The organism is Scrofimicrobium canadense (assembly GCF_009696615.1).
GTDB classification, from domain to species: Bacteria; Actinomycetota; Actinomycetes; order Actinomycetales; family Actinomycetaceae; genus Scrofimicrobium; species Scrofimicrobium canadense.
In genome coordinates this window covers 87,585-109,523 of the sequence record NZ_VULO01000003.1, presented here as the reverse complement: position 1 = coordinate 109,523, position 21,939 = coordinate 87,585, and the positions used below count along the sequence as shown (strand labels likewise).

General features: G+C 54.3%; 19 protein-coding genes, 1 tRNA gene and 2 pseudogenes. 11 read left to right on the top strand and 11 right to left on the bottom strand.

The genetic code is table 11. The features are described 5' to 3' along the window. Positions 1-23: 23 nt before the first annotated feature. Genes FYJ24_RS03135 through FYJ24_RS03125 form a run of 3 tightly spaced genes read left to right on the top strand, consistent with a single transcriptional unit; the run spans position 24 to position 3,464 of the window. A complete protein-coding gene (locus FYJ24_RS03135) occupies positions 24-725 on the top strand; it encodes a succinate dehydrogenase cytochrome b subunit (protein ID WP_154543515.1) in 702 nt (233 codons plus the stop codon). A gap of 16 nt (positions 726-741) precedes the next feature. Continuing rightward, positions 742-2,724: a fumarate reductase/succinate dehydrogenase flavoprotein subunit gene (locus tag FYJ24_RS03130; RefSeq protein WP_154543513.1), complete on the top strand. Its 1,983-nt coding sequence runs from the start codon at positions 742-744 to the stop codon at positions 2,722-2,724. After that, the gene (locus tag FYJ24_RS03125; RefSeq protein ID WP_318656486.1) at positions 2,721-3,464 is read left to right on the top strand and encodes a succinate dehydrogenase/fumarate reductase iron-sulfur subunit; all 744 of its coding nucleotides are present in this window, start codon (positions 2,721-2,723) and stop codon (positions 3,462-3,464) included. The genes FYJ24_RS03130 and FYJ24_RS03125 overlap by 4 nt, the downstream gene beginning before the upstream one ends. 283 nt (positions 3,465-3,747) lie before the next feature. Here the strand turns inward: FYJ24_RS03125 and tsaD are convergent, their stop codons facing one another. Genes tsaD through FYJ24_RS03110 form a run of 3 tightly spaced genes read right to left on the bottom strand, consistent with a single transcriptional unit; the run spans position 3,748 to position 7,182 of the window. Next, entirely contained in the window at positions 3,748-4,806 is a 1,059-nt protein-coding gene (gene tsaD / locus FYJ24_RS03120) for a tRNA (adenosine(37)-N6)-threonylcarbamoyltransferase complex transferase subunit TsaD (RefSeq protein ID WP_154543509.1), read from the bottom strand. Then, entirely contained in the window at positions 4,806-5,981 is a 1,176-nt protein-coding gene (locus tag FYJ24_RS03115; protein WP_154543507.1) for a glutamate--cysteine ligase, read from the bottom strand. The genes tsaD and FYJ24_RS03115 overlap by 1 nt, the downstream gene beginning before the upstream one ends. A 1-nt stretch (position 5,982) precedes the next feature. Further along, positions 5,983-7,182: a class I SAM-dependent methyltransferase gene (locus FYJ24_RS03110; protein ID WP_154543505.1), complete on the bottom strand. Its 1,200-nt coding sequence runs from the start codon at positions 7,180-7,182 to the stop codon at positions 5,983-5,985. Positions 7,183-7,369: 187 nt separating this feature from the next. Between FYJ24_RS03110 and groES the strand changes: the two genes are divergently transcribed. After that, on the top strand, positions 7,370-7,663 hold the full coding sequence (gene groES, locus FYJ24_RS03105) for a co-chaperone GroES (RefSeq protein WP_318656485.1): 294 nt from the start codon (positions 7,370-7,372) through the stop codon (positions 7,661-7,663). Positions 7,664-7,727: 64 nt separating this feature from the next. On the opposite strand, the gene FYJ24_RS03100 is transcribed toward groES, so the two are convergent. Continuing rightward, positions 7,728-8,012, bottom strand: coding sequence for a WhiB family transcriptional regulator (locus FYJ24_RS03100; RefSeq protein ID WP_154543503.1), 285 nt, complete (start codon positions 8,010-8,012; stop codon positions 7,728-7,730). Between the two features lie 489 nt (positions 8,013-8,501). Between FYJ24_RS03100 and FYJ24_RS03095 the strand changes: the two genes are divergently transcribed. The 4 genes and pseudogenes from FYJ24_RS03095 (at position 8,502) to putP (ending at position 13,858) form a co-directional block, all read left to right on the top strand. Further along, the gene (locus FYJ24_RS03095) at positions 8,502-9,386 is read left to right on the top strand and encodes a MerR family transcriptional regulator (RefSeq protein WP_206192468.1); all 885 of its coding nucleotides are present in this window, start codon (positions 8,502-8,504) and stop codon (positions 9,384-9,386) included. Beyond that, positions 9,377-10,621: an AGE family epimerase/isomerase gene (locus tag FYJ24_RS03090; protein WP_154543499.1), complete on the top strand. Its 1,245-nt coding sequence runs from the start codon at positions 9,377-9,379 to the stop codon at positions 10,619-10,621. The genes FYJ24_RS03095 and FYJ24_RS03090 overlap by 10 nt, the downstream gene beginning before the upstream one ends. Before the next feature lie 24 nt (positions 10,622-10,645). After that, complete coding sequence (guaB, locus tag FYJ24_RS03085) at positions 10,646-12,166, top strand: IMP dehydrogenase (protein ID WP_154543497.1); 1,521 nt, start codon at positions 10,646-10,648, stop codon at positions 12,164-12,166. Between the two features lie 187 nt (positions 12,167-12,353). Continuing rightward, positions 12,354-13,858 (top strand): annotated as a pseudogene (gene putP, locus FYJ24_RS03080) (sodium/proline symporter PutP). Between the two features lie 26 nt (positions 13,859-13,884). Here the strand turns inward: putP and FYJ24_RS03075 are convergent. Next, on the bottom strand, positions 13,885-14,298 hold the full coding sequence (locus FYJ24_RS03075) for a class B sortase (protein WP_154543495.1): 414 nt from the start codon (positions 14,296-14,298) through the stop codon (positions 13,885-13,887). Positions 14,299-14,308: 10 nt separating this feature from the next. Here FYJ24_RS03075 and FYJ24_RS03070 point away from each other — a divergent pair. Beyond that, positions 14,309-14,864, top strand: a pseudogene (locus FYJ24_RS03070) (IS3 family transposase); the annotation flags it as partial. A gap of 13 nt (positions 14,865-14,877) precedes the next feature. Here FYJ24_RS03070 and FYJ24_RS03065 read toward each other — a convergent pair. From FYJ24_RS03065 to FYJ24_RS03040, 6 genes are all read right to left on the bottom strand, one after another. Beyond that, positions 14,878-15,309 (bottom strand): hypothetical protein, encoded by a 432-nt coding sequence (locus FYJ24_RS03065; RefSeq protein ID WP_154543493.1) that lies wholly within the window; start codon positions 15,307-15,309, stop codon positions 14,878-14,880. A gap of 155 nt (positions 15,310-15,464) precedes the next feature. Next, the gene (locus tag FYJ24_RS03060; RefSeq protein ID WP_154543491.1) at positions 15,465-15,785 is read right to left on the bottom strand and encodes a hypothetical protein; all 321 of its coding nucleotides are present in this window, start codon (positions 15,783-15,785) and stop codon (positions 15,465-15,467) included. Between the two features lie 187 nt (positions 15,786-15,972). Then, positions 15,973-17,763, bottom strand: a complete 1,791-nt coding sequence (locus FYJ24_RS03055; protein WP_318656484.1) for an ABC-F family ATP-binding cassette domain-containing protein — start codon at positions 17,761-17,763, stop codon at positions 15,973-15,975. Continuing rightward, positions 17,763-19,511, bottom strand: coding sequence for a hypothetical protein (locus FYJ24_RS03050; RefSeq protein ID WP_206192467.1), 1,749 nt, complete (start codon positions 19,509-19,511; stop codon positions 17,763-17,765). Before FYJ24_RS03050 ends, FYJ24_RS03055 begins: the two co-directional genes overlap by 1 nt. Next, positions 19,496-20,251 (bottom strand): ABC transporter ATP-binding protein, encoded by a 756-nt coding sequence (locus tag FYJ24_RS03045; protein WP_154543487.1) that lies wholly within the window; start codon positions 20,249-20,251, stop codon positions 19,496-19,498. Before FYJ24_RS03045 ends, FYJ24_RS03050 begins: the two co-directional genes overlap by 16 nt. A gap of 16 nt (positions 20,252-20,267) precedes the next feature. Beyond that, complete coding sequence (locus FYJ24_RS03040; protein WP_318656483.1) at positions 20,268-20,771, bottom strand: MarR family winged helix-turn-helix transcriptional regulator; 504 nt, start codon at positions 20,769-20,771, stop codon at positions 20,268-20,270. A gap of 97 nt (positions 20,772-20,868) precedes the next feature. On the opposite strand from FYJ24_RS03040, the gene FYJ24_RS03035 reads away from it, so the two are divergent. Further along, a tRNA-Gln gene (locus FYJ24_RS03035) sits at positions 20,869-20,939 on the top strand. 29 nt (positions 20,940-20,968) lie between these two features. After that, positions 20,969-21,928: an NTP transferase domain-containing protein gene (locus tag FYJ24_RS03030; RefSeq protein WP_318656481.1), complete on the top strand. Its 960-nt coding sequence runs from the start codon at positions 20,969-20,971 to the stop codon at positions 21,926-21,928. Positions 21,929-21,939 lie beyond the last annotated feature (11 nt).

Here is a 21,939-nt window from a genome sequence, read left to right as displayed (position 1 = left end):
CGTGACCCAGATAATGTGGAGCCATGGCCACAAACACTGTCGCAACGAAGAAGCGGCGAGCATGGACCACGGGCGTGTTTGTTAAACAGCTCATGGCCATCTCCGGACTTGTCTTCGTACTATTCCTGTTATTCCATTCCTATGGCAACCTAAAGATGTTCTTAGGGCCTGATGCCTACAACCACTATGCCGAGTGGCTCAAGACAGATATGTTGTACCCGATCTTGCCTAAGGGCGGATTCATCTGGCTTTTCCGCACGGTACTCCTTCTGCTCATCCTCATCCATATCATTGCTGCGTTCATTGTGTGGTTCCACGCTAAGAAAGCGCGTCGCAATGGTTACGTAGTGAAAAAGAGTGCGGTTGACGCTTACGCGGCGCGGACCATGCGCCTCTCGGGTGTCGCATTGATCTTCCTGATCTTTTTCCATATTTTGCACTTCACAACGAAGACTGTGAAAACTGGCTTCACTGCTGAGGCAACTCCCTATCAAATGATGGTGGACTCATTCCAAAATCCTTGGGTGTTTATTCTCTACCTTGTGTTTGTCGCTTTGGTGACATCGCACGTGGGACACGGGTTCTGGTCTGCATTCCAAACCATGGGATGGGTGCGTGCTAACACGCGGACCTTCATGGTCTGGCTCTCTGGGCTTATTGCCACGATCATTTTTGTCATGTTCATGATTACCCCGCTGGCAATCACTGTCGGCTGGATTCAGTGAGAGGGGCGAGAGACTAATGACAGAAACGTTAGTAAAAGGCGTCTACAAAGTCGGCGAAGAGATCGAAGACACGAAGGCTCCCAAGGATGTTCCACTATCTCAGGTGTGGCAGGAACGTAAAAACCATGTCAACCTGGTGAACCCAGCAAACCGTCGAAAGCTCAACATTATTGTTGTTGGCTCCGGCTTGGCTGGCGGCGCTGCTGCCGCATCTCTTGGCGAACAGGGCTACAACGTCCAATGTTTCTTCTACCAGGATTCGGCACGTCGTGCGCACTCGATTGCCGCACAGGGCGGTATCAACGCGGCTAAGGATTACCGCAACGATGACGACTCGGTCTACCGCCTGTTCTATGACACGGTCAAGGGTGGCGATTATCGTGCTCGCGAAACCAACGTGTACCGTTTGGCGGAAGTGTCGACCAACATCATAGACCAGTGCGTTGCTCAGGGCGTACCTTTCGCGCGTGACTATGGTGGCTACCTCGACAACCGCTCATTCGGTGGTGTACAGGTTTCCCGTACCTTCTATGCCCGCGGCCAAACAGGCCAACAGCTCCTCATCGGTGCGTACCAAGCTCTTGAACGTCAGGTGGCTGCGGGAACCGTCAAGGAATTTCCTCGCCATGAGATGGTTGAACTGATCGTATCCGAGGGGCGGGCCCGCGGCATCGTCGCGCGCAACATGGTCACCGGTGAGTTGGAGACCTACATTGCAGATGCTGTTGTCTTGGCCACGGGTGGCTACGGCAACGTATTCTTCCTTTCCACCAATGCAATGGGCTGTAACGCGACGGCCATCTGGCGTGCATACCGCAAGGGCGCATACTTTGCGAACCCATGCTTCACGCAGATTCACCCGACGTGCATTCCTCAGCATGGTGATCAACAGTCAAAGCTGACGCTCATGTCAGAGTCTCTGCGTAATGATGGCCGCATTTGGGTGCCGAAGAAAGTAGAAGATTGCGCTAAGGATCCTCGTGAGATTCCTGAAGAGGATCGGGATTACTACTTAGAGCGAATCTACCCGGCTTTCGGAAACCTGGTCCCTCGTGATATTGCTTCACGTCAGGCTAAGAACATGTGTGACGAGGGCAGAGGGGTCGGACCTGAAGTTGATGGAGTCCGCCGCGGTGTCTACCTTGATTTTGCTGAAGCAATCGGTCGCCTCGGTAAGAAGGCTGTTTCCGACAAGTACGGAAACCTCTTTGATATGTATGAGCGGATCACGGGTGACAACCCCTATGAGGTTCCGATGCGTATCTACCCCGCGGTTCACTACACAATGGGCGGCATGTGGGTTGACTACGATCTTGAATCGAACCTTCCTGGTCTCTACATTGGCGGTGAAGCAAACTTCTCCGATCACGGTGCTAACCGCTTGGGCGCATCTGCCCTTATGCAGGGGCTAGCGGACGGTTACTTCGTGCTTCCAGCAACGATGAGCAACTACCTGTCGCAGGCGTTCTCGTTCCCGAAGCTGGATGAGAATAGTCCCGATGTTGTTGCTGCAAGGGAGGCCGCACAGTCTCAGATTGATCGACTTATGTCGATCAATGGGACTCGCTCGGTTGACTCGTTCCACAAAGAACTTGGCAACATCATGTGGGAATACTGCGGTATGGAACGCACCGAAGAAGGCCTTCTCAAGGCCATCGGACTCATCCGGAAACTACGTGAGGACTATTGGCAAAACGTCAAGGTCCCGGGTAAGACGGTTGGTGGATTGAACCAGTCCCTTGAGCGTGCTGGACGTGTTGCGGACTTCATGGAGCTTGCAGAGCTGATGTGTATTGATGCCCTACACCGTGAAGAGTCAGCCGGCGGTCACTTCCGCGCAGAATCACAAACGGAAGAGGGCGAAGCCCTACGGCAAGATGACCGATTCGCCTACGTGGGTGCTTGGGAATGGGGTGGCTCAGCAGACGCCGCACCCATCCTTCACAAGGAACCACTGGTGTACAAGAACATCGAGTTGAAGCAGCGGAGTTACAAGTGAACCTGAAACTGAGAATCTGGCGTCAGGATGGCCCTGAGGATAAGGGTGCGATCCACGAATACGACGTTGCTGGAGTGTCTGAAGATTCATCATTCTTGGAGATGCTCGATATCCTCAATGAGGAACTTTTTGAAAAGGGCGAAGAACCGATTGCCTTCGATTCTGACTGCCGCGAAGGAATTTGTGGTCAGTGCGGTGTTGTCATCAACGGTATCGCTCACGGACCAGAACGCACCACTACTTGTCAGCTGCACATGCGCACATTCAACGATGGTGACACCATCACGATTGAGCCATGGCGTGCTGAAGCCTTCCCGATCATCAAGGACCTGGTAGTTAACCGTTCCGCGTTCGACCGGATCATCCAAGCTGGCGGTTACATCACCGTCAATACGGGTGCGGCCCCCGAGGCGCATTCGCAGTTGGTGCCAAAACCTGAGGCTGATAAGGCATTCAACGCGGCGGCTTGTATCGGTTGCGGTGCTTGTGTTGCAGCATGTCCGAACGCTTCGGCAATGCTGTTCACTTCAGCAAAGGTCACTCACCTGGGTCTCTTGCCCCAAGGCAAGCCTGAGAACCTCTCGCGTGTGGTGAACATGCTGAACCAGATGGATGAGGAAGGCTTCGGAGGCTGCACGAACGTCGGCGAGTGTGCGGCTGTGTGCCCCAAGGAGATTCCTTTGGATGTGATCTCCACACTCAACCGTCAGCTGGGTAAGGCCCTAGTGCGCGGTGTGTAAAGCGTATGCCTAGATTTCTAGGAGGGGGCTCGGTTTCGGCCGGGCCCCCTTTTTTCCTCTCTTTTTGTCCGCGTACGGGGTCATAAAACCGTACACGGAGCTGTATACGGCCCAGGCACCTACCAGATGGCCCAGGCTGTTGCGGCTGGGTAAGTGTTGACCTCCCTAGCTCATAGAGCTCAGGTGCGCGTTATGTGTCCGTTATGGCAGTCAGTAGGTCGCAAAAATCCAGCACCTGGCGGAAAGGGAGGAATTCTGGCGTAGAGAAGAAAGAGATGAGGGGCTAGCGCACGCTGATCTGTTCCAAAGGCATGGCTGTGTCTGGTCCGAAAGCCAATGGGGATGGTGCGACCCCGGCTTCGACGAGGGCAGCTCCGATAGCGGCGATCTGAGCCCCATTGTCGGTGCAGAGACGAAGGGGAGGGAACCGCACAGAAACTCCGGCGGCCTCAGCACGCTCCACAAGTAGTTCGCGCAGCCGAGAATTTGCGGCAAAACCACCACCAACAACGATGGTGTCACAGTTATTGTCGCGTGCGGCAGCGACTGCTTTGGCGCTGAGAGAATCGTTGACCGATTCGGAAAAAGCTCGACAAATGTCGGCAACTGCTTGCTTTCGTGCCGTCTCATCGTCAGGTAGGGGGTTGGCGGCCAAGTAGCGGCTGACAGCTGTTTTGAGGCCAGAGAACGAAAAGTCGTAGCGGTAGCGGTCTTTGTCTTTTGCTGCGGCAAGGCCCCGGGGGAACCGGATGGCGTCGGGCGTTCCGCTCTGCGCCATGCGATCTACGTGGGGCCCGCCTGGATAGGGAAGTCCTAGCAGGCGCCCAACCTTATCGAAGGCTTCACCGGCTGCATCATCCAGAGTACCGCCAAGTTCAACGATATCGGTGGCGATGTTGTTGATGAGAAGTAGGTTTGAGTGTCCCCCAGAGGCAACAAGGCCAATGCACGGTTGTGGCAGCGCTCCTTCGGCTAGGGCATCGACCGCCAGGTGCCCAATGACATGGTTGACCCCATACAGTGGAAGCCCAAGAGACGTTGCTAGGGCCTTGGCGGCGCAAATCCCCACTGTCAGCGAACCCACAAGTCCGGGTCCCGCGGCGCAGGCAATGGCTGTCACGTCCGACAAGTCCAGGTCGGCTTCGTGTAGGGCAGCATCAAGAACGGGCAGGAAACTCTCCAGGTGTGCTCGCGAAGCGATCTCGGGGATAATGCCGCCATATCGTTCAAATTCGCCCATAGATGTGGCTAGTCCTTGGCCCAGCAGAGTGGTACCGCGAACTAAAGCTACGCCGGTTTCGTCACAGGTGGATTCAATGCCAAGGATTACACTCACAAACATCAAGTGTAGCGCCCACGAGACTCCAAAAATTCTTCGGGGTCGAGGGGGCGGTCTGCGCTCATTTCAGCGCGCATTAGTTCGACAACTGCGTCGAGGCCTCCTCGCTCAACCATACGGGAGACTTTACGTTGCCGTTCATATGCTGCACCAAAGTCGAGAATTTCAAGGGCATAGTCCAAACCGCGTTCGCACCCTAGACGCCGTGCAGTGGGACGTAACTCGTCAATGGTTTCTGCCAATAGGTCGCGGGTGAAACCCTGTTTGCCGCGAGGACCGCAAATGAGTCGGGCCTCGAGCCCATATCTTGCTGAGCGCCATTTATTTTCTGCCACGAACCAGTCGGGCAACCAGGGGAGTGTCTCTCCGGCGTCGATCATCGACGAATAGTGGTCCACTAGGCAATGGGACAAAGACGCGACGGCTTCGACTTCGCGAATGTTTGTGCATGCATCAAAAATGCGCAGTTCTATGGTCCCAAGTCCAGGGGACGGGCGAATATCCCAGCGGATTTCGTCGAAACCTTCGATGACTCCGGCAGTTCGCATGCCGTCCTCGTAGGCTTCGAGTTCTTCCCACCGTTGGAATTGTCTGGGGATTCCGGCCGTGGGGAGTTGTTGGAAAACCATGGCACGGTTGGAGGCATATTTGGTATCTTCTCCAGCCCAGAATGGTGAGGAGGCCGAGATTGCTTGGAGCCGGCCAGCTTGCGTCACTAGTGCATTGACAATGGGAAGGACTTTGTTGCGGCTTTCTACTCCCACATGGACATGCACTCCGAAGAGGAGCATTTGCCTACCCCAGTATTCTGTGCGACGTACCAGCTCTTCGTAGCGCTGAGAATCAGTCACTCGTTGATAGCGAGGCTTTGCAAAGGGGTGGGATCCAGCTGTTGCCACGTCGGTGCGCAGTTCGTTGGTGATGGGGCGTAGCCCGGCGACTGCTCGGCGGATATCGGACAGGCAGTCGGCGACAGTGCTATGGGGAGCAGAGGTGACTTCTACCGTATTGAGGAGCATTTCGCGGTGAATATGGGGTGCGAGAGTCGCATCTTCCCAGGCCCGCTCGATCACAGCATTGGCTGCTTGCCGTAGATCATTGGAGTCTTTGTCGACCAGTTGGAGTTCCCACTCAATCCCGATGGTCGAGCGGGTAGAGTCCGCAAAAGTCAGTGTCATCTCAGTCCTCCTTGGCCGCGGTATCCCTCGAGGCAATGATTGCACGATGTCGGTCACCTATGCGCGTTGCAAAGACAACTAGGTGGTCTTCGCCTGCCCCCGATAGCTGCTGTTGCAGGACGGCGGGGTCAATGTCAGCGCCGCGTTTTTTGACCTCAACCGTCCCTACATCAAATTTCTGGAGAGCCTTTTTTATGGCTTTGACTTTGAGCGAGGTGACGTCCAGAACCGTAAACCAGCGGCCAAAGGGAGTTGCGGATATGGACGAGGCGGTGGCGTAGGCGATCTTTGGATGTAGCAGGTGGGCGGACAGCTCGTCGCAGAGGTGGCCTAGCAGCCCAGATCGAATCACAGCTGGGTCAGCTTCGAAGATGTAGGTGTCTAGGGGGCCCGTTTTTGCTGGGTGGAGCGAGCCCCCAAGGACATGGAGCCCTCCGTCGTCGATGACTGCGGCGGAATGGCCAGGTCCTTCGGGGCTGAGCTCGGGTGACCACATGGACGCTTCGGTGAGCTCGCCTCGAACAGAAAGCCACTGGGTGTGCATAGTTGGAGGAAGACGTGCATGGTCGATTCCAGGAGCTAGTTTTGCTCCTAGCGGTAGGGGCCCGCGCGCTAAGTCCATGAGGAAGTCCCAGGAGGGCGACCAGTCTTGAGGTCGCATTTTCCTTCCGCGCGCATCCCGGCGTGCTGGGTCTAGGAAAAGTCCACGGACCCCATGATCAGCAGCATTAAATTGGGTAATGTCACCGTGAAGAACCAGAGATTGAGGAAACTCGCGAAGGTTGACTGCGGTGCATGCTACGGCTTCGGGGTTGCGGTCTACTGCGACCACGTCGATACCTAGGGTTGCTAGGGCAAGGGATTCTGTGCCGAGCCCACAGCCGAGGTCTGCCACCTTGGGAATATCCGCTTGGAGAAACCTGTGTGCGTGGAGCAAAGCGATCTGGAACCTCGTGGCTTGTTCAAGAAGCTCGCGCGTAAAAAGCATGTGCCGTGCGCTGTCGGCGAATTTTTTCTTGGCGTGGTCTCTGAGTTCCAGCTGGGAGGTGAGTGCTGCGGCTAGATCTGGGTCGAAACCGGCGCGGCGCAGTGCCTCGCCCAAAGAAGCCAGGGGTAAGGGATTTGCGTCGTATTCTTGTTGAAGGGCGTTGAGGGTGCGCCAGTTGTCGCTGTTTGCGAGGAGTTGTGCGGGTCCGTTCACCCTTCTATCCTTGCATGTCTCAGCTAAGAGTGAACGTTGGCACTCGGCTTGTCAGAGTGCTAGGCGGTGCTTAGAATAGATTGCGGACGTGGTTGAAAGCCACATTCACGTAGAGTTCAACTCGACACCCGCGACGGCGAGAAGAACTGTAAGAGCACAGACTAGTTGTGAGAAAGGGAGTGCGACAGTGTCGATCTCCATTAGTCCTCTTGAGGACCGTATTGTCATTCGTCAGAGTGAAGCTGAGACCACCACCGCTTCCGGGTTGGTGTTGGTTGATAGCGCTAAGGAAAAGCCTCAACAGGGAGAGGTTCTTGCTGTTGGTCCAGGCCGTATTGATGACAACGGTAACCGTGTTCCCCTCGATGTTGCTGTGGGTGACAAGGTGATTTACAGCCGCTATGGTGGCACTGAAGTGAAGCTGGACGGCGAAGAGTACCTGATTCTAGGTGCTCGTGACATTCTAGCTAAAGTCAACTGAAATACTTTTAGACAAAGTAATGGCCCTGGCAGTTGCCAGGGCCATTACTGTTGAGTGATGTCTATTAGCCAACACGCATGACAGCGAGATATTCGCGACGCTCTTCCTCAGTCATGCCTCCCCAAATGCCGTAGGGTTCACGCGCGGCAAGCGCGTGAGAGCGGCATTCTTCAATCACTGGGCAACTTGCGCATATTGCTTTTGCGTTTGCTGCCCGCCTCCTACGGGATGAACCGCGTTCGCCTTCCGGGTGGAAGAACAACTCGGTATCTAACTCACGACAAGCGCCAGCATATTGCCAGTCCCACTTTTCCATGAGTGGTCCGGGGAGACGTGAAACATCGGACATTGGTGTTCCTCTCGCTAGGACTTAGTATTCGGGAACCGGTGTGATTCCGTCCTAACAGTTATCGTACAGAGTTATGCATACATTATTCAAGTCCCATTTTTTTGACCTGACAGAGAGGTTAGTGAAACGTATACGCGCACTTCAAGCCGTGTGTGAATGGCAAAAGGTGTAGCATAACACTATCAATAAGGGGCGAAAGTTAACAAAAGATGTTGCGTTCATTTTGAGTTTCTATGTCGATAAATGCCGCTGGTGAACAGAATCACATGACTGGTTTGCATTTCTGCTTATGCAGGTAAATCGAGAATGACTACGAGGAAAATATGTCGTTAAATTAACTCAAAGGATGAAACAGGACCATAGTCAGGCTTATGCAAGTTGTGCATGCAGATGATCGTAGTTCTATAGACCTGCACGCACGATCTGCACAACCCGCATCCCTCGGGCATACTGAGACCGTATAGCAGTATGAAGCATCTAAGGAGAATAGTGCCCGAAAATCTACCCTTTGGGGACAGTGGGCTGACAGTCTCGGCAGTTTCTACCCAATTAGGTGTTTCTCCTTCCACGTTGCGTAGCTGGGACCGGCGATATGGAGTCGGGCCAACTGGGAGGCAAGCTGGAAGTCGCCGTATGTATAGCGCTGGCGACGTTGAACGAATCCGCCGTATGATTCGTCTGATAGAAGAAGGCCTTCCTGCTAAGCAGGCAGCTGTAGAATCCAACGAGTTCCCAGCTCATGACGATGCGCGACCGGTTGATGTAGCAGATTTACTCATGCTCGCCCGTCGGTCCCCGGAGTCGTTAGACGCTCTGCTGTGGCGAGAAACTATGCGTGATGGCTTGGTTTCTGTGTGGTCTCGATTGATAGAACCCGCTCTCGCGGAACTCAGTGAAAACACTCAGGGCGCACGTCCGGGCCACTTGGTCGAGACTGTTATTTATGGCGCGCTCATGCAGCTACAGAAAAAGCTTGCTGTGATAGCTGGGCCCACTACGGGAATACGCGTATCTGTCGCATCGTGGCATGACCGCTTTCCGCTAGCTACGGTCGTGGGGGGCGCGCTGCAATGGGAGGGGATGGATGTTCGTATCCAAATCATCTCGCGCCTAAAAGAAGAAGAAGCCGTCACTATTCTACGAAAACATATGGACAGCTTTGGCCCTCATATCGTTGTGGCTATTGGCAGGCTTCCCTTAGCTAAAGAGCAGTTTTCTGAACTCATCAGCGGGACTCAAGCATCTTTCTTCCTGATGTGTGATGACTTACCCGATTTTGTTCACCCTAAACTTCAGCGCGTACGAACCGCATTGGCCTGTGTCGAAGAGGTTCGTGCGCTGGTCCAGAGTGTAGGCTCTAAGGCATGGGATTGATCAACTCAGAGGTTATTGCTGCCGTCGAATTCGCTAAAGGCGCGAAGGTGCCAACCGGTTTTGGGTACCTTGATGAAGATGGCCACGTTGACCCCAGTAAGCCGGTCGAACTGTGGGTCACCAGCCGTATGACATACGTTTTTGCTTTGGCGACTCTGCTGGGGATTCCGGGAACGAAAGAATACCTCCGTCATGGCGTTGAGAGTCTCAGTAAGTACTTCCGCGATCCTGTCTATGGTGGTTGGTTTAGCGCCATTGAGGCGACTCCGGATGCGCAGGGTGACGCGGTCCCTGTCAACGATCGAAAAGAAGCGTACGCCCATGCGTTTGTTCTTCTAGCAGCAAATGCGGCGCTTGCCGCTGACGACCCAGAGGCTGGGTATCTTCTGACGCAGGCGCTCGACAGCCAAGAAGAACACTGGTTTGACCCTGCATATGGAAAAGTACGGGAATCGTGGGACCGTGCTTTCACAGTCACTGAAGACTACCGCGGCGCTAATGCAAATATGCATACGGTCGAGGCGTATCTGGCGAACGCTGATCTCACCGATAATCGTGAAGCGCTTGACCGTGCAATTGAAATGTGTCACTTCATTACAAACCAAGCCCGCAATCACGACTGGCGCATTCCTGAGCACTACGACCAGCAGTGGAACCCATTGCCGGATTACAACAAAGACCAGCCCGCACACCCATTTCGGCCCTTTGGTGCAACTCCCGGGCACGGACTTGAATGGTCCCGTCTCATCCTGCAGGCGCGGGGATCCTTGCAGCGAGCAGGACAAGCCGCACCGGAATGGATGCTTGAATCGGCCAAAGCGCTCTATATTCGCGCAGTAGCCGATGCTTGGCATGTTGATGGTGCACCCGGTTTCATCTACACCACCGATTTTGCGGGTCAGCCTGTTACCCGTCAGCGCATGCACTGGGTTGTGTGTGAGGCTCTTGGCGCCGCCATCGTGTTGAAGAAGGTGCTTGAAGAAGAGGAACCAGACTCTGCTCTGCTGAATCAAGTCGTGACCAGTATCACGCAATGGCGTGAATATGCGGAAAAGTACCTGATTGAGGCGCCGGGACGTTGGAGGCATGAGTTAGACCCACACAATCAGCCTGCGTCCGAAACGTGGCCGGGGAAACCGGATGTTTATCACTTCTTTCAAATGCTGATTTTACCAGATCTGCCGGTCAGCCCTAGTTTTGCTGCTGCGCTGAAAGAAAACACTGCTAGGAAATAGCGTGTGGCTGACTAAGCTAAGGACATGGGGCTATATCGCGAAGATAAGTTTGTCGGAACTGGATTGACCTATGATGACGTTCTGTTGCTCCCTGAGCTCACAGACGTTATTCCCTCGGAAGTGGATACCACTGCCAGGTTGACCAAGAACCTCACACTGCGCATCCCGTTGATCTCTGCAGCAATGGATACAGTGACCGAGGCACGCATGGCGATTGCGATGGCTCGCCAAGGCGGCATTGGCATCATTCACCGCAATCTTTCGATTGAAGATCAAGCGGACCACGTGCGCAGAGTAAAGCGTTCAGAGTCGGGCATGGTTCAAGATCCGGTCACGGTTGGGCCGGATGCAACCATCGATCAACTTGATGAACTTTGCGGCAGATATAAAGTCTCGGGTCTACCTGTAGTCGACGAATCGGGCAAGCTACTGGGCATTGTCACTAACCGTGATCTGCGCTTCTTGCCAGCATCTCAGTGGGAGACCACCCGGGTCGCTGACGTCATGACCTCCGAGGGACTCATTACAGCGCCTCAAGGGGTTTCCCGGGAAAAAGCCAAAGACCTGTTGGCAAAACACCGCGTTGAGAAACTGCCTCTGGTTGACAATGAAGGACGACTAGCAGGGCTGATTACGGTAAAAGACTTCGTGAAGACTGAGCGCTACCCTGATGCCACAAAGGACAAAGAAGGGCGCCTACTTGTTGGCGCGGCTCTTGGCTACTGGGGCGACACCTGGGATCGGGCTCTCGCTCTTGCTGAGGCGGGCGTAGACGTCCTTGTCGTCGACACCGCCAATGGCGGGGCAAAACTAGCCCTTGACATGATGAAACGCCTCAAGAACGATTCCGCATTTGCTGGCATTGATATTATCGGCGGGAACGTCGCAACCCAAGAAGGCGCTCAGGCGATCATTGATGCAGGTGCTGATGCTGTCAAAGTAGGGGTTGGACCCGGCTCTATTTGCACCACACGCGTCGTTGCAGGCGTAGGCGTTCCCCAAGTTGCCGCTATTGACATGGCGTCTCGCGCTTGCGCGGCCGCCGATGTGCCTCTCATCGCTGATGGTGGATTGCAGTATTCGGGTGATATTGCCAAAGCGATCGCGGTGGGTGCTGACACGGTTATGCTGGGCTCTCTGTTGGCAGGATGCGAAGAGTCCCCCGGCGACTTGGTCTTTTCACAAGGCAAACAGTTCAAGGCTTACCGCGGGATGGGCTCGCTAGGGGCAATGAGTTCGCGCGGTCGCAAGAGTTTTTCTAAAGATCGTTATTTCCAGGCTGAAGTGACTTCGGATGACCAGCTGGTGCCTGAAGGAATCGAAGGGCAGGTCCCGTATTCTGGCACGCTGGCCAATAACGTCTATCAGCTAGTGGGTGGCTTACACCAGTCCATGTTCTACACAGGGGCACGGACTTTGCCTGAGCTGCAGGCTAAAGCCCGTTTGGTGCAGATCACCTCTGCTGGCTTGCGTGAATCGCATCCCCATGATGTCTCGATTACATCTCAGGCGCCTAACTACCGTAGTTCTGATCGCGCTTCTTGATCAAATATTGGTGACACCATTGTGATGGGGTCTTCCTGCTATTTGTGACACAAAGAAATGGTGTCACAAATCGACAGTGCATTCCAGATAAATGTGCGCGGGGTCTTTTCTGTTCTGCACATGAAAGGTCGGGAAGCCAAGGGCGAATAATCGCTAGGGTAGATTGTCCCCAGTAGAGAGTATCCGCATGTCTGACCAGCATTATGTCATCCTCACAATGGCTATCTATCTGTTGGCTATGGTCGGCCTGGGAATAGCTGCATATAAAAGGACTAAAAGCCTAGATGACTATATGTTGGGTGGTCGCGATATTGGACCTATCGTAGGTGCCTTATCGGTGGGGGCTTCTGACATGTCGGGCTGGCTTCTCATGGGGCGCCTGGTGCGATCTACGTTTCTGGTCTTATCGAGGGGTGGATCGCGGTTGGTTTGACCATTGGTGCTTTTCTGAATTGGAAGTTTGTTGCACCCAGGCTGCGCTCTTATACGAAGGTATCGTCGGATTCGATTACGATTCCTTCCTTCTTGGGTTCGCGAGTCCGTGACACAAGCCGGATCATTCGCGTCACCTCCGGCATTATCATCATGGTGTTTTTTACCTTCTATGTTTCATCTGGAATGGTTGCTGGCGGGGTCTTCTTCGAGTCGTCGCTTGGCTACGATTACCTCACTGGCATGTTGGTGGTAGCGGGTGTCACGGTTCTCTACACATTGGTGGGCGGATTCCTAGCCGTCTCGTGGACCGACGTGGTGCAGGGAACCATGATGCTTTTGGCATTGGTTTTCGTTCCTTTGGTGGGGCTCATACACGTTGGGGGACCGGCTGCGATGATCGATGAGATTCAGGCAGTAGGCCCTCATTTGTTGAACCCTATTGGTAATCCTGCGGCTTTCTCATGGCTCACCATTGTCTCGATTCTTTCCGCAGTCTCATGGGGGTTGGACTATTTTGGTCAGCCCCACATTTTGGTGAGGTTTATGGCGCTTCGCACTGTGGGCGAAGTAAAGTCAGCCAGGCGCTTTGGTATTGGTTGGATGATCCTGTCGCTGATTGGTGCCGTATTCACCGCACTTGTTGGTATCGCCGTGTACCATCACGATCAGCAGGCACTTCCCGACCCGGAAGCAGTGTTCATCACCCTGGGGCAACTACTTTTCCACCCTCTCATTGCTGGCTTCATGTTGGCGGCAATCTTGGCTGCGATCATGTCAACTATTTCTTCTCAGTTGCTGGTCACCTCTTCAGCGATCGTCGAAGACGTCTATCACGCATTTACTTCACGTGATATTCGCAGCGGACTGGGCGTTATTATCTCCAGGCTGTCAGTATTAGCTGTGGCGTTGGTGGCCTGCGCGCTATCGTGGGAGCAAAATGAGACAATCCTGGACCTTGTGGCTTTTGCCTGGGCAGGTTTCGGATTGGCCTTTGGGCCAGTTATTCTGCTGTCTCTCTATTGGCGCAAGCTCACGAAAGGCGGAGTTCTCACCGGCATGCTTGTGGGAGCTATCACCGTGGGAATCTGGGGTTCTCTGGATGGCGGCGTATTCGACGTCTATGAAATGCTGCCTGGTTTTACCTTCGCGCTACTGAGTGCCGTGGCTGTTTCGCTGGCAACGTATCGCCCTGATGCGGTGATCGAGTCTGAGTTCGATGAAATGACTGCCGAGGTAGCCACGACTGCCACCAGTTAGCCAACATATCTACTCATGTCATCTATTCAATTGGTGTGAGTGTTGTGAGGAGTAGGTAGCGGGCGTTGTTGTATTCGTATGTGCAGGTGGGGAGGAGTAGGTAGGGGCCATCGGGTGGGTCGTGGGGTTGGTTGGGGGTGGTGATGGTGGTGTGGTGTTGCATGTAGGCGAGGAGGCGGGGGAGGTTTTTGGGTGTACATGAAGGCTTTTTCGCGCCATTGCCCGGCGGGGATGACGGCCCCGTGGGTGATGTTAACAGTGTAGTTGGTGGTGGGGGTGGCGAGGTACATGGTGGGGTGTGCTTGGTAGTAGTCGGGGTTTTTGTATTCGGTGAGTGAGGCGAACATGGCGTTGTTGGCGCTGTGGTGTCCGTAAATAATATTTAACTGGTCGGTGAAGTCCTCTGGGTGGTTGTAGTCGGTGAAAAGACTACCAAGCACGCTGGCGTTCGGCCCTGTGGTTCATGATGATTATGTGAACCGTAACTTCACCGCAGCAGAGCCGAACCGGCGTTGGTTGACCGACATTACCGAGCACTCAAGCGAAAGAAGGCAAGCTTTATTTGTGTGCGATCAAAGATGTATGGTCAAATCGAATAGTTGGCTACGCTATCGATTCTCATATGCGAGCTTCTCTTGCTGTTAGGGCTCTCAAGAACGCTGTATGCCAGCGGGGGTTCCCAACTGGGACCGTCGTTCACTGGGATCGGGGTAGTCAGTTCGGCTCCAAGAAATTCCGTAAGACTTTAACCTGCTATGGCCTGCAGGGGTCGATGGGAAGAGTCGGCGCGTGTGGTGATAACGCGGCAATGGAGTCTTTCTTCGCTCTCCTCCAAAAGAACGTGCTCGATAGACAATCCTGGAACTCAAGGCGACAACTCAGACTAGCGGTTGTTTCCTGGATTGAGGGGAAATATCACCGCAAACGTCGTCAGCGTAGGTTAGGGAAGATGACACCAATCGAATTTGAGCTGATAATGAGAAAAGCTGACCAACAGGCAGCATAAGACACAGACTCAACTAAACCTTCAGCAGTCCCATGGCGCCTCCACTAATGCCCGCACCTGGACCCAGATCAACGACGTGGTCGGCGGCGTCGATGACTGTCTTGTTGTGTTCAACCACAATGATGGCGTTGTGAGCGTCGCGAAGTTTCTTGAGTAGTTTGAGGAGCCGGTGGACGTCGTGGGGGTGGAGACCTGCGCTTGGCTCATCGAACACGTAACATACATCGCTGAGCGCGCTACCCAGATAGCGAATCACCTTGATTCTTTGAGCTTCACCGCCCGAAAGAGTGGTGGATTCGCGGCTAAGCGAAAGGTACCCAAGGCCTACCTCCTCAATCGCATCGAGACGTTCGCGTATGGCAGTCAGGAGAGGCGCAACCTCCGCGTTATTGATGTTTGCTACGGTGCGATGCAGCTGAGTGAGTGGCATGTTCATCCAGTCCACAATCGAAAGTCCTTCAATGAAACTGTTGCGGGCGGCTTCATTGAGGCGACTATCACCGCAATCAGTGCAGGTGGCACGCGTGATGATTCGTTCCAGGGCCGCATCACATGCTCACAGTCCTTGTGGGGCAAGGGGAAAAACGCCGTATCGACAGTTCAACAACATTTGGACTTTTTGGTACAGGAGAGCCAACTTGGGGAGAAATCAATTACCGTGCTTTTGGAGTGTGCAGCAATGACTTCCATAATGAACTCTATGGTCACATGCAGCGCTACCTTGAAGCGCAGAAAGGGGACGGCAGGTTCGCGAACGAGAGGGAAATTGACGACTTTCTGGTAGAAGAATGCTGGTGGATCTGGCATGGGGTGTCCTTCGACTTCCGCAAGCCGGATCACCGAGAAACATGCCAGCTGCACTGCCTGGATCACAAGAACACGGCGCAGGCAGTCAAACACTTCCCGTCGTTTGTGGGCCACAGTTCTGAGCCGAGAGATAGTCTCTGCACGTCTAACAATCCCAACGTGCGGGCGGCTGCATTCTCATCGTGGCTGATCCAAGAGCACGTACCTGGAGCGAGGACGACCAGAAATCCTCGGGATAGGCAGAACAATTTGCGTAGAAGGGGGAGGTAGAGCTGGCGTTATTTGCTAGTCGACACAGTCCCTAGCTCACCTGTTCGCTCAGCTCCAGCCAGTGTTCTTCCGTAGCGTCTTTTTCTTCCGTGAGGGCTTGCAGCTGAGCGGTGAGCTTGGCAAGTCCTTCAAAATCACTTTGGTCATGGCTCGCCATTTTCTGTTGCAGCGCTTCGGCCTGCTTGTCCAGCTTTTCAATCTTCCGTTCGGCCGCGGCAAGTTCCTTTTGTGCGGCGTGAAGTTCAGCGCCGCTGAGGCCACTTCCAGAGGGCCGCGCATTGACCTCGGCAGGGGAGGGAACTTCGGTGTGACTGGTAGCTTGCTGCTGGCGAAGCCGCAGATATTCATCAACACCACCGGGCACGTGACGCAGATGGCCATCGAGGATGGCGTATTGCTGGTCGGTGACGCGCTCAAGAAGATAGCGATCGTGAGAGACAACAATCAATGTCCCCGGCCATGAATCGAGAAGATCCTCCATAGCGGTGAGCATCTGATGATCCACGTCATTCGTGGGCTCATCTAAAAGAATCACGTTGGGCTCACTGAGCAGCAGAAGCAGAAGTTGGAGTCTACGTTTTTGGCCGCCCGAAAGCTCATCGACGCGGGTAGAGAGGTGAGCTTTAGAAAACCCGAGGCGCTCTAACAACTGTGCTGGCGTGAGATCTTTGCCGTCGATGTGGAAGGTGGTTTTTGTTTGTGCCAATACCTCGCGAACTGGGTCAGAGCCAATATCTTTCAACTGAGAAAACTGCTGGTCCAAGATGCCGATGCGAACTGTCTTACCGTGTTTTACGCGCCCAGACGTTGGGGTCAGGTTGCCACTTATCAAGGAGAGAAGCGTTGATTTTCCAGCGCCATTGGCCCCCAGGATTCCGGTGCGTTCCCCTGGGGCGATGCGCCAGGTGACGTGTGAGAGAACCTCATTATCGTCAAAACGTACGCTCACGTCGCCCAGGTCAACTACGTCCTTGCCGAGGCGCGCCACTGCCAGGCGCTGCAGTTGAATGGAATCACGAATAGGAGGAACGTCTTCAATCAGCTGGTTAGCTGCTTCGATGCGGAAACGCGGTTTGCTGGTCCTGGCGGGGGCGCCACGCCTAAGCCACGCGAGTTCCTTGCGCATAAGATTCTGCCGCTTTGCTTCTGAGGCCGCCGCCATTCGGTCACGTTCGACACGTTGAAGGATATATGCAGCGTAACCGCCCTCGAAAGGCTCAATGATGCCGTCGTGAACCTCCCAGGTCTGGGTGCACACCTCGTCCAAGAACCAGCGGTCGTGAGTGATGACAAGGAGGCCACCTTGGTTCTTCGGCCACCGATTCTTCAGATGCTGAGCCAACCAGGCGATACCCTCAACATCCAAATGGTTAGTCGGCTCATCGAGGGCAATAAGATCCCAGTCGCCAGCAAGCAGCGCCGCCAAGGCGACTCGTCTGCGTTGCCCACCAGAAAGCGTGCCTACCGTGGCATCCCAAGGAAGGTCCGCTACCAGGCCAGAGATAACCTCGCGAATCTTCTTATTTCCAGCCCACTCGTGTTCTGGCATGGTGCCGACTATCGCTTGGCCAACTGTCATCTGGGGGTCCAAGCGGTCATCTTGTGAAAGATACCCAATCTGCAAGCCGGAACGGGGGATTACCTGACCGGCATCGGGAGCGCGTTCCCCGGTGAGAATACGTAGCAGGGTTGTCTTGCCCCCGCCATTAGTTCCCACCACACCTATCCGGTCGCCTTCGCCAATCCCAACAGTGAGATCGTCAAAAACAACCTTGGTGGGATATTCGACAGTGACGTTTTGTATTCCAAGCAGATGTGCCACTAAGCAGTAACTCCATGTCCAGGCCAGTTACGAATCTTCGTGAGGATCTCAACCTCAGAGCGATCGAGGATCTTCCCGCCCCACCATACCGAAAGCCAGATGATGGCACATGACCACGCAATCGCGACAAGTGCGGCAATCAGCTTGAGTGCGGTTCCACCGCTCAGTGACCACACCAAAAGACCCGCAGGAAGCGCTGCAAAAAGAGCGGTCACAGCAAACTGAAGCAAACCAATGAGCAGCGTGATACCGAACTGGCCCGTTCCTTTCGTGGACATAGCAGAGGTGCCGGGAGGCTGGACAGGATAAACCCATTGGGATCCGATTATCGAAGTTGCTGTGGCCCCGCAACTGAATACAAGCAAGGATGCAACAGCAAGTAAAGCGATATTACCGGGGGCCATTCCAACCAAAATGCCGAACACTACTGTCGCAACTAGCAGAGCAGGGACCATAAAAATTGCTGATCCCAGGAATCGTCCCAGTCTATCGTGAGCCCCGCGAATACCAGTGGAAACATGCAGCCAAAAGGCAGTCGAATCGTATTGCAATAACGTTCCCAGCACTCTTCCAAGTACAAACGCTGCAAGAATAACGAAGAAGAAGCTCATGCCTGGGAAGTACGCCATGCTCTTATCCATGATAACGGCGACGATGATGAGCGTAAGCGAGCTGAGGGACTGAACACTCAGACGTGAGTCTTTGAGCCAATAGATTTGGGTGCGGGCCGCAACTGCTGCGGTTGGGCCAGATATGCCAAGGCGCTGCCACATGTCAACGAGAGACAAATATTGGGGTACCTCACCGGCGCGAACATGCTCGGTTTGAGTGGCAGTTGGATCGACTTGGGTGCGACCGGCGCGCAAAGCATCCTCAATTGCCGGGGTGATCTTCGCAGCTTTGCCAACCATGGCCGGTCCCAGCATAGCTCTCATCAGCCACCAGCCAAGTGCAATAGTTACTGCGCTGATCAGTATGAGAACGGCGAACTGTGTCCAGTCGTTTTCTACAGCGGCTGCAGGTAGAAACCAAGGGGCGCCAAATGGCGTCCACTTGAGATACGGCAGTAATGAGAGCCAAAAAGAGAGGTCCAGATTCTCTAGAAGATCTGGCAGCAAATAGATGCTGGGGATGAAAACAACGAGGAAAAGAACACCGATGATGAGGCCAGCACGATCTTTAGCAGAGGTCTTTGTTGCTTTGCGTCGCCCCAGCCAGGTTCCTAAAGCTTTGAACCACACCAAAGCCACCAAGCTCCCCAGCACGGCACCCAAGATTGCAGACCACAATCCTAGGCCCCCGCCGATTCCGGCCCAACCCACAATCGCCCCAATTTGGACCAAAAGGAAATACACACCTCCGACGCCAACCCCACCAACAATGATGAGAGCTAAGGCCAGCCTTGAAGAGTTTGACACGTAAGGCGTGAGTTTTATGGGGTCAAGAGTACCTTCTTGGCTTGCAAGCACCACCGGTACAACGATCCATCCCAGCGTGTAGAGGCTGCCCGCCAACGGCAGTAAGAGTGGCATTGCCTGAGCGCCAGCAAGCCCCGCGGTGGCAAGACCAATCGCGATGACGCCTATCCAGATCAATCCGTAAATGTAAGCAATAATTGAGAGAACCAGTACGTATGTTTGTGCACGCAAGGCTTCCCACATGGAGCGCAGTTTGATCCCGGAAAGTTGCCGCACTAACCCCCGTTTACGTGGGGAAGTGCTGGGCGAGGAGGTTAGTTGCCCAACCACGATAGGCCTCCTTCAAGGTGGCGCCCGCCTACCAGCTCAGCGAAACGCTCATCCAAAGTCATATCTCCGGCAACTTCCGCGGTCGTTCCTGCTGCAATCACATGACCTTGATTAATCACAGCCACATGGTCGCAGAGTTTTTCCACGGTATCCATCACGTGACTAGACAGCACCACAGTGCCACCATTGTTGACAAATGCTTGAAGAATCTGCCGGATATTGCCAGCAGAAACTGGATCGACCGACTCGAAAGGCTCGTCAAGAACGACTACGCGGGGGCCGTGGACCAGCGCCGCTCCAAGGGCAGTCTTCTTCGCCATACCTGCCGAGTAGTCGGCAATAATTTTCTTTCCAACGTCGGTGAGGTCTAACACCTCGAGTAGTTCAGCGGTGCGCTTGCGGGCAACGTCTTTAGGTAGGCCGCGCAACATGCCGACATAGGTGAGGTAATCAGGACCTGACATGCGGTCAAAAACCCGCATACCATCGGGCATCACACCGAGAATTTGCTTAGCATCTGAGGGGTTCTTCCATACGTCGATTCCGTCAACATATGCAGTTCCCCGGTCAGGAATAAGGAGCCCTGTTGCCATTGAAAGGCTTGTGGTTTTTCCAGCGCCATTGGGGCCGACCATTCCGAAGAATGAGCCTTGAGGGATGTCGAGGGATAAGTCGCCGACGGCAACTGTGTTACCGAAGACTTTGACGAGGTGCTGCAGTGACATTGCCGGTGTGGTCATGTCACAAGTCTACTGGCTAGGGATTCTCGAACTGGGCCACTAGGGGAAAGAGTAGCGACGCGAGCTCTGTGCGCTCACTCAATTCGAGCACGGAAAGGATCCGTTTTTCGGCTTTGAGTAGTGCTTCAAGGGCTCCGTCCACCCTTTGAGCACCCGCATCTGTGAGTTGTACCAAGACAACTCGCCGATCACGGTTGCTAGGCTTGCGTTGAACCAGCCCTGCTTCTTCAAGTCTGTCAATGCGGTTGGTCATCGTTCCCGACGAGACCAGAAGATCATTCATTAGTGCGCCGGGCGTTGCCTGGTAGGGTTCACCAGACCGCCTGAGAGCGGCTAACACATCAAATTCCCATGTCTCAAGGTCATGAGCAGCGAAGGCTTTTCTTCGTTCGCGGTCCAGATGCCGAGATAATCGTGACAGACGTGAAAAAACCAACATTGGGGAGGGGTCAAGGTCGGGGCGCTCAGTGCGCCAAGCATCGACAATACGCCGGGATTCATCGTCTCGAAATGGGCTCACGAGATCAAGAATACCGGCGTCGAGAGAAAATGCTGGCATACGTCACACTTATCGAGTGTGACGAATCGTCTTTGATGTGGCACAATCATTTGTGTTTTCCGCCTTGGTGTAATGGCAGCACAAGGGTTTTTGGTACCTTTAGTCCAGGTTCGAGTCCTGGGGGCGGAGCGTTACGGTTCCGAACTCGAGAGGTGCACGTGAGCAGTAGTTCGGTTGTGGTGCTGGCCGCAGGTAAAGGCACCCGCATGAAATCAAAAACTCCCAAAGTTCTCCACTCGCTATGCGGACGCACTCTATTGGGTCACGCGCTCCATGCAGCCAAGGGAATCGCCCCTGAGCATATCGTTGCCGTAGTGCGTCATGAACGCGATGCGGTTGCAGCTGAGGCGCAGCGAGTCATCCCTGATGTGATCATCGCTGACCAGGATGATATTCCTGGAACCGGTCGGGCCGTACAGTGCGCATTGATATCCGCCAAGGAAAACGGCGTAGACCTGGGAGACACTGTCTTGGTCACCTCGGGGGATGTTCCACTTCTTGAATCGGCTACTTTGCAAAAAGTGCTTGAAGCGCATGTGGATGCGAGTGCAGCAGTCACTGCGGTTACGACTATTGCGCCAGACCCGACCGGTTATGGGCGCATCGTTCGTGATGGTGAGGCGATTGCTCGCATCGTTGAACAAAGAGATGCCAGCACTGAGGAACGTGGGATCAATGAGATCAACGCGGGAATCTACGCCTTCGACAGGGAATTCTTAGAAGAGGCTTTGCGTGGTCTTGGAACCGACAACGATCAAGGTGAGGTCTATCTCACGGACATTGTTGAGATCGCGGCTACTGCTGGGCGCCTCGCCCAGCCCTATGTCTTAGAGGACACCTGGCAGGCGGAAGGATGCAACGATTTAGTGCAGTTGGCTACTCTGCGCCGCGTTCTCAATACGCGACTATGTGAGCACCACATGCGCCAAGGAGTATCAATCGTTGATCCGGTCACCACCAGCCTTGACGTTGACGTGGTGTTGGAGGCAGATTCACGGATTGAACCATTCACCACTGTGCGTGGTCACAGCATCGTAAGAAGTGGGGCAACTGTCGGCCCTTACGTCGTTATCGAGGATCTGGAAGTCACTCCCGGGTCTACAATGGACGCAGGCTGAAAAGGAAGGGC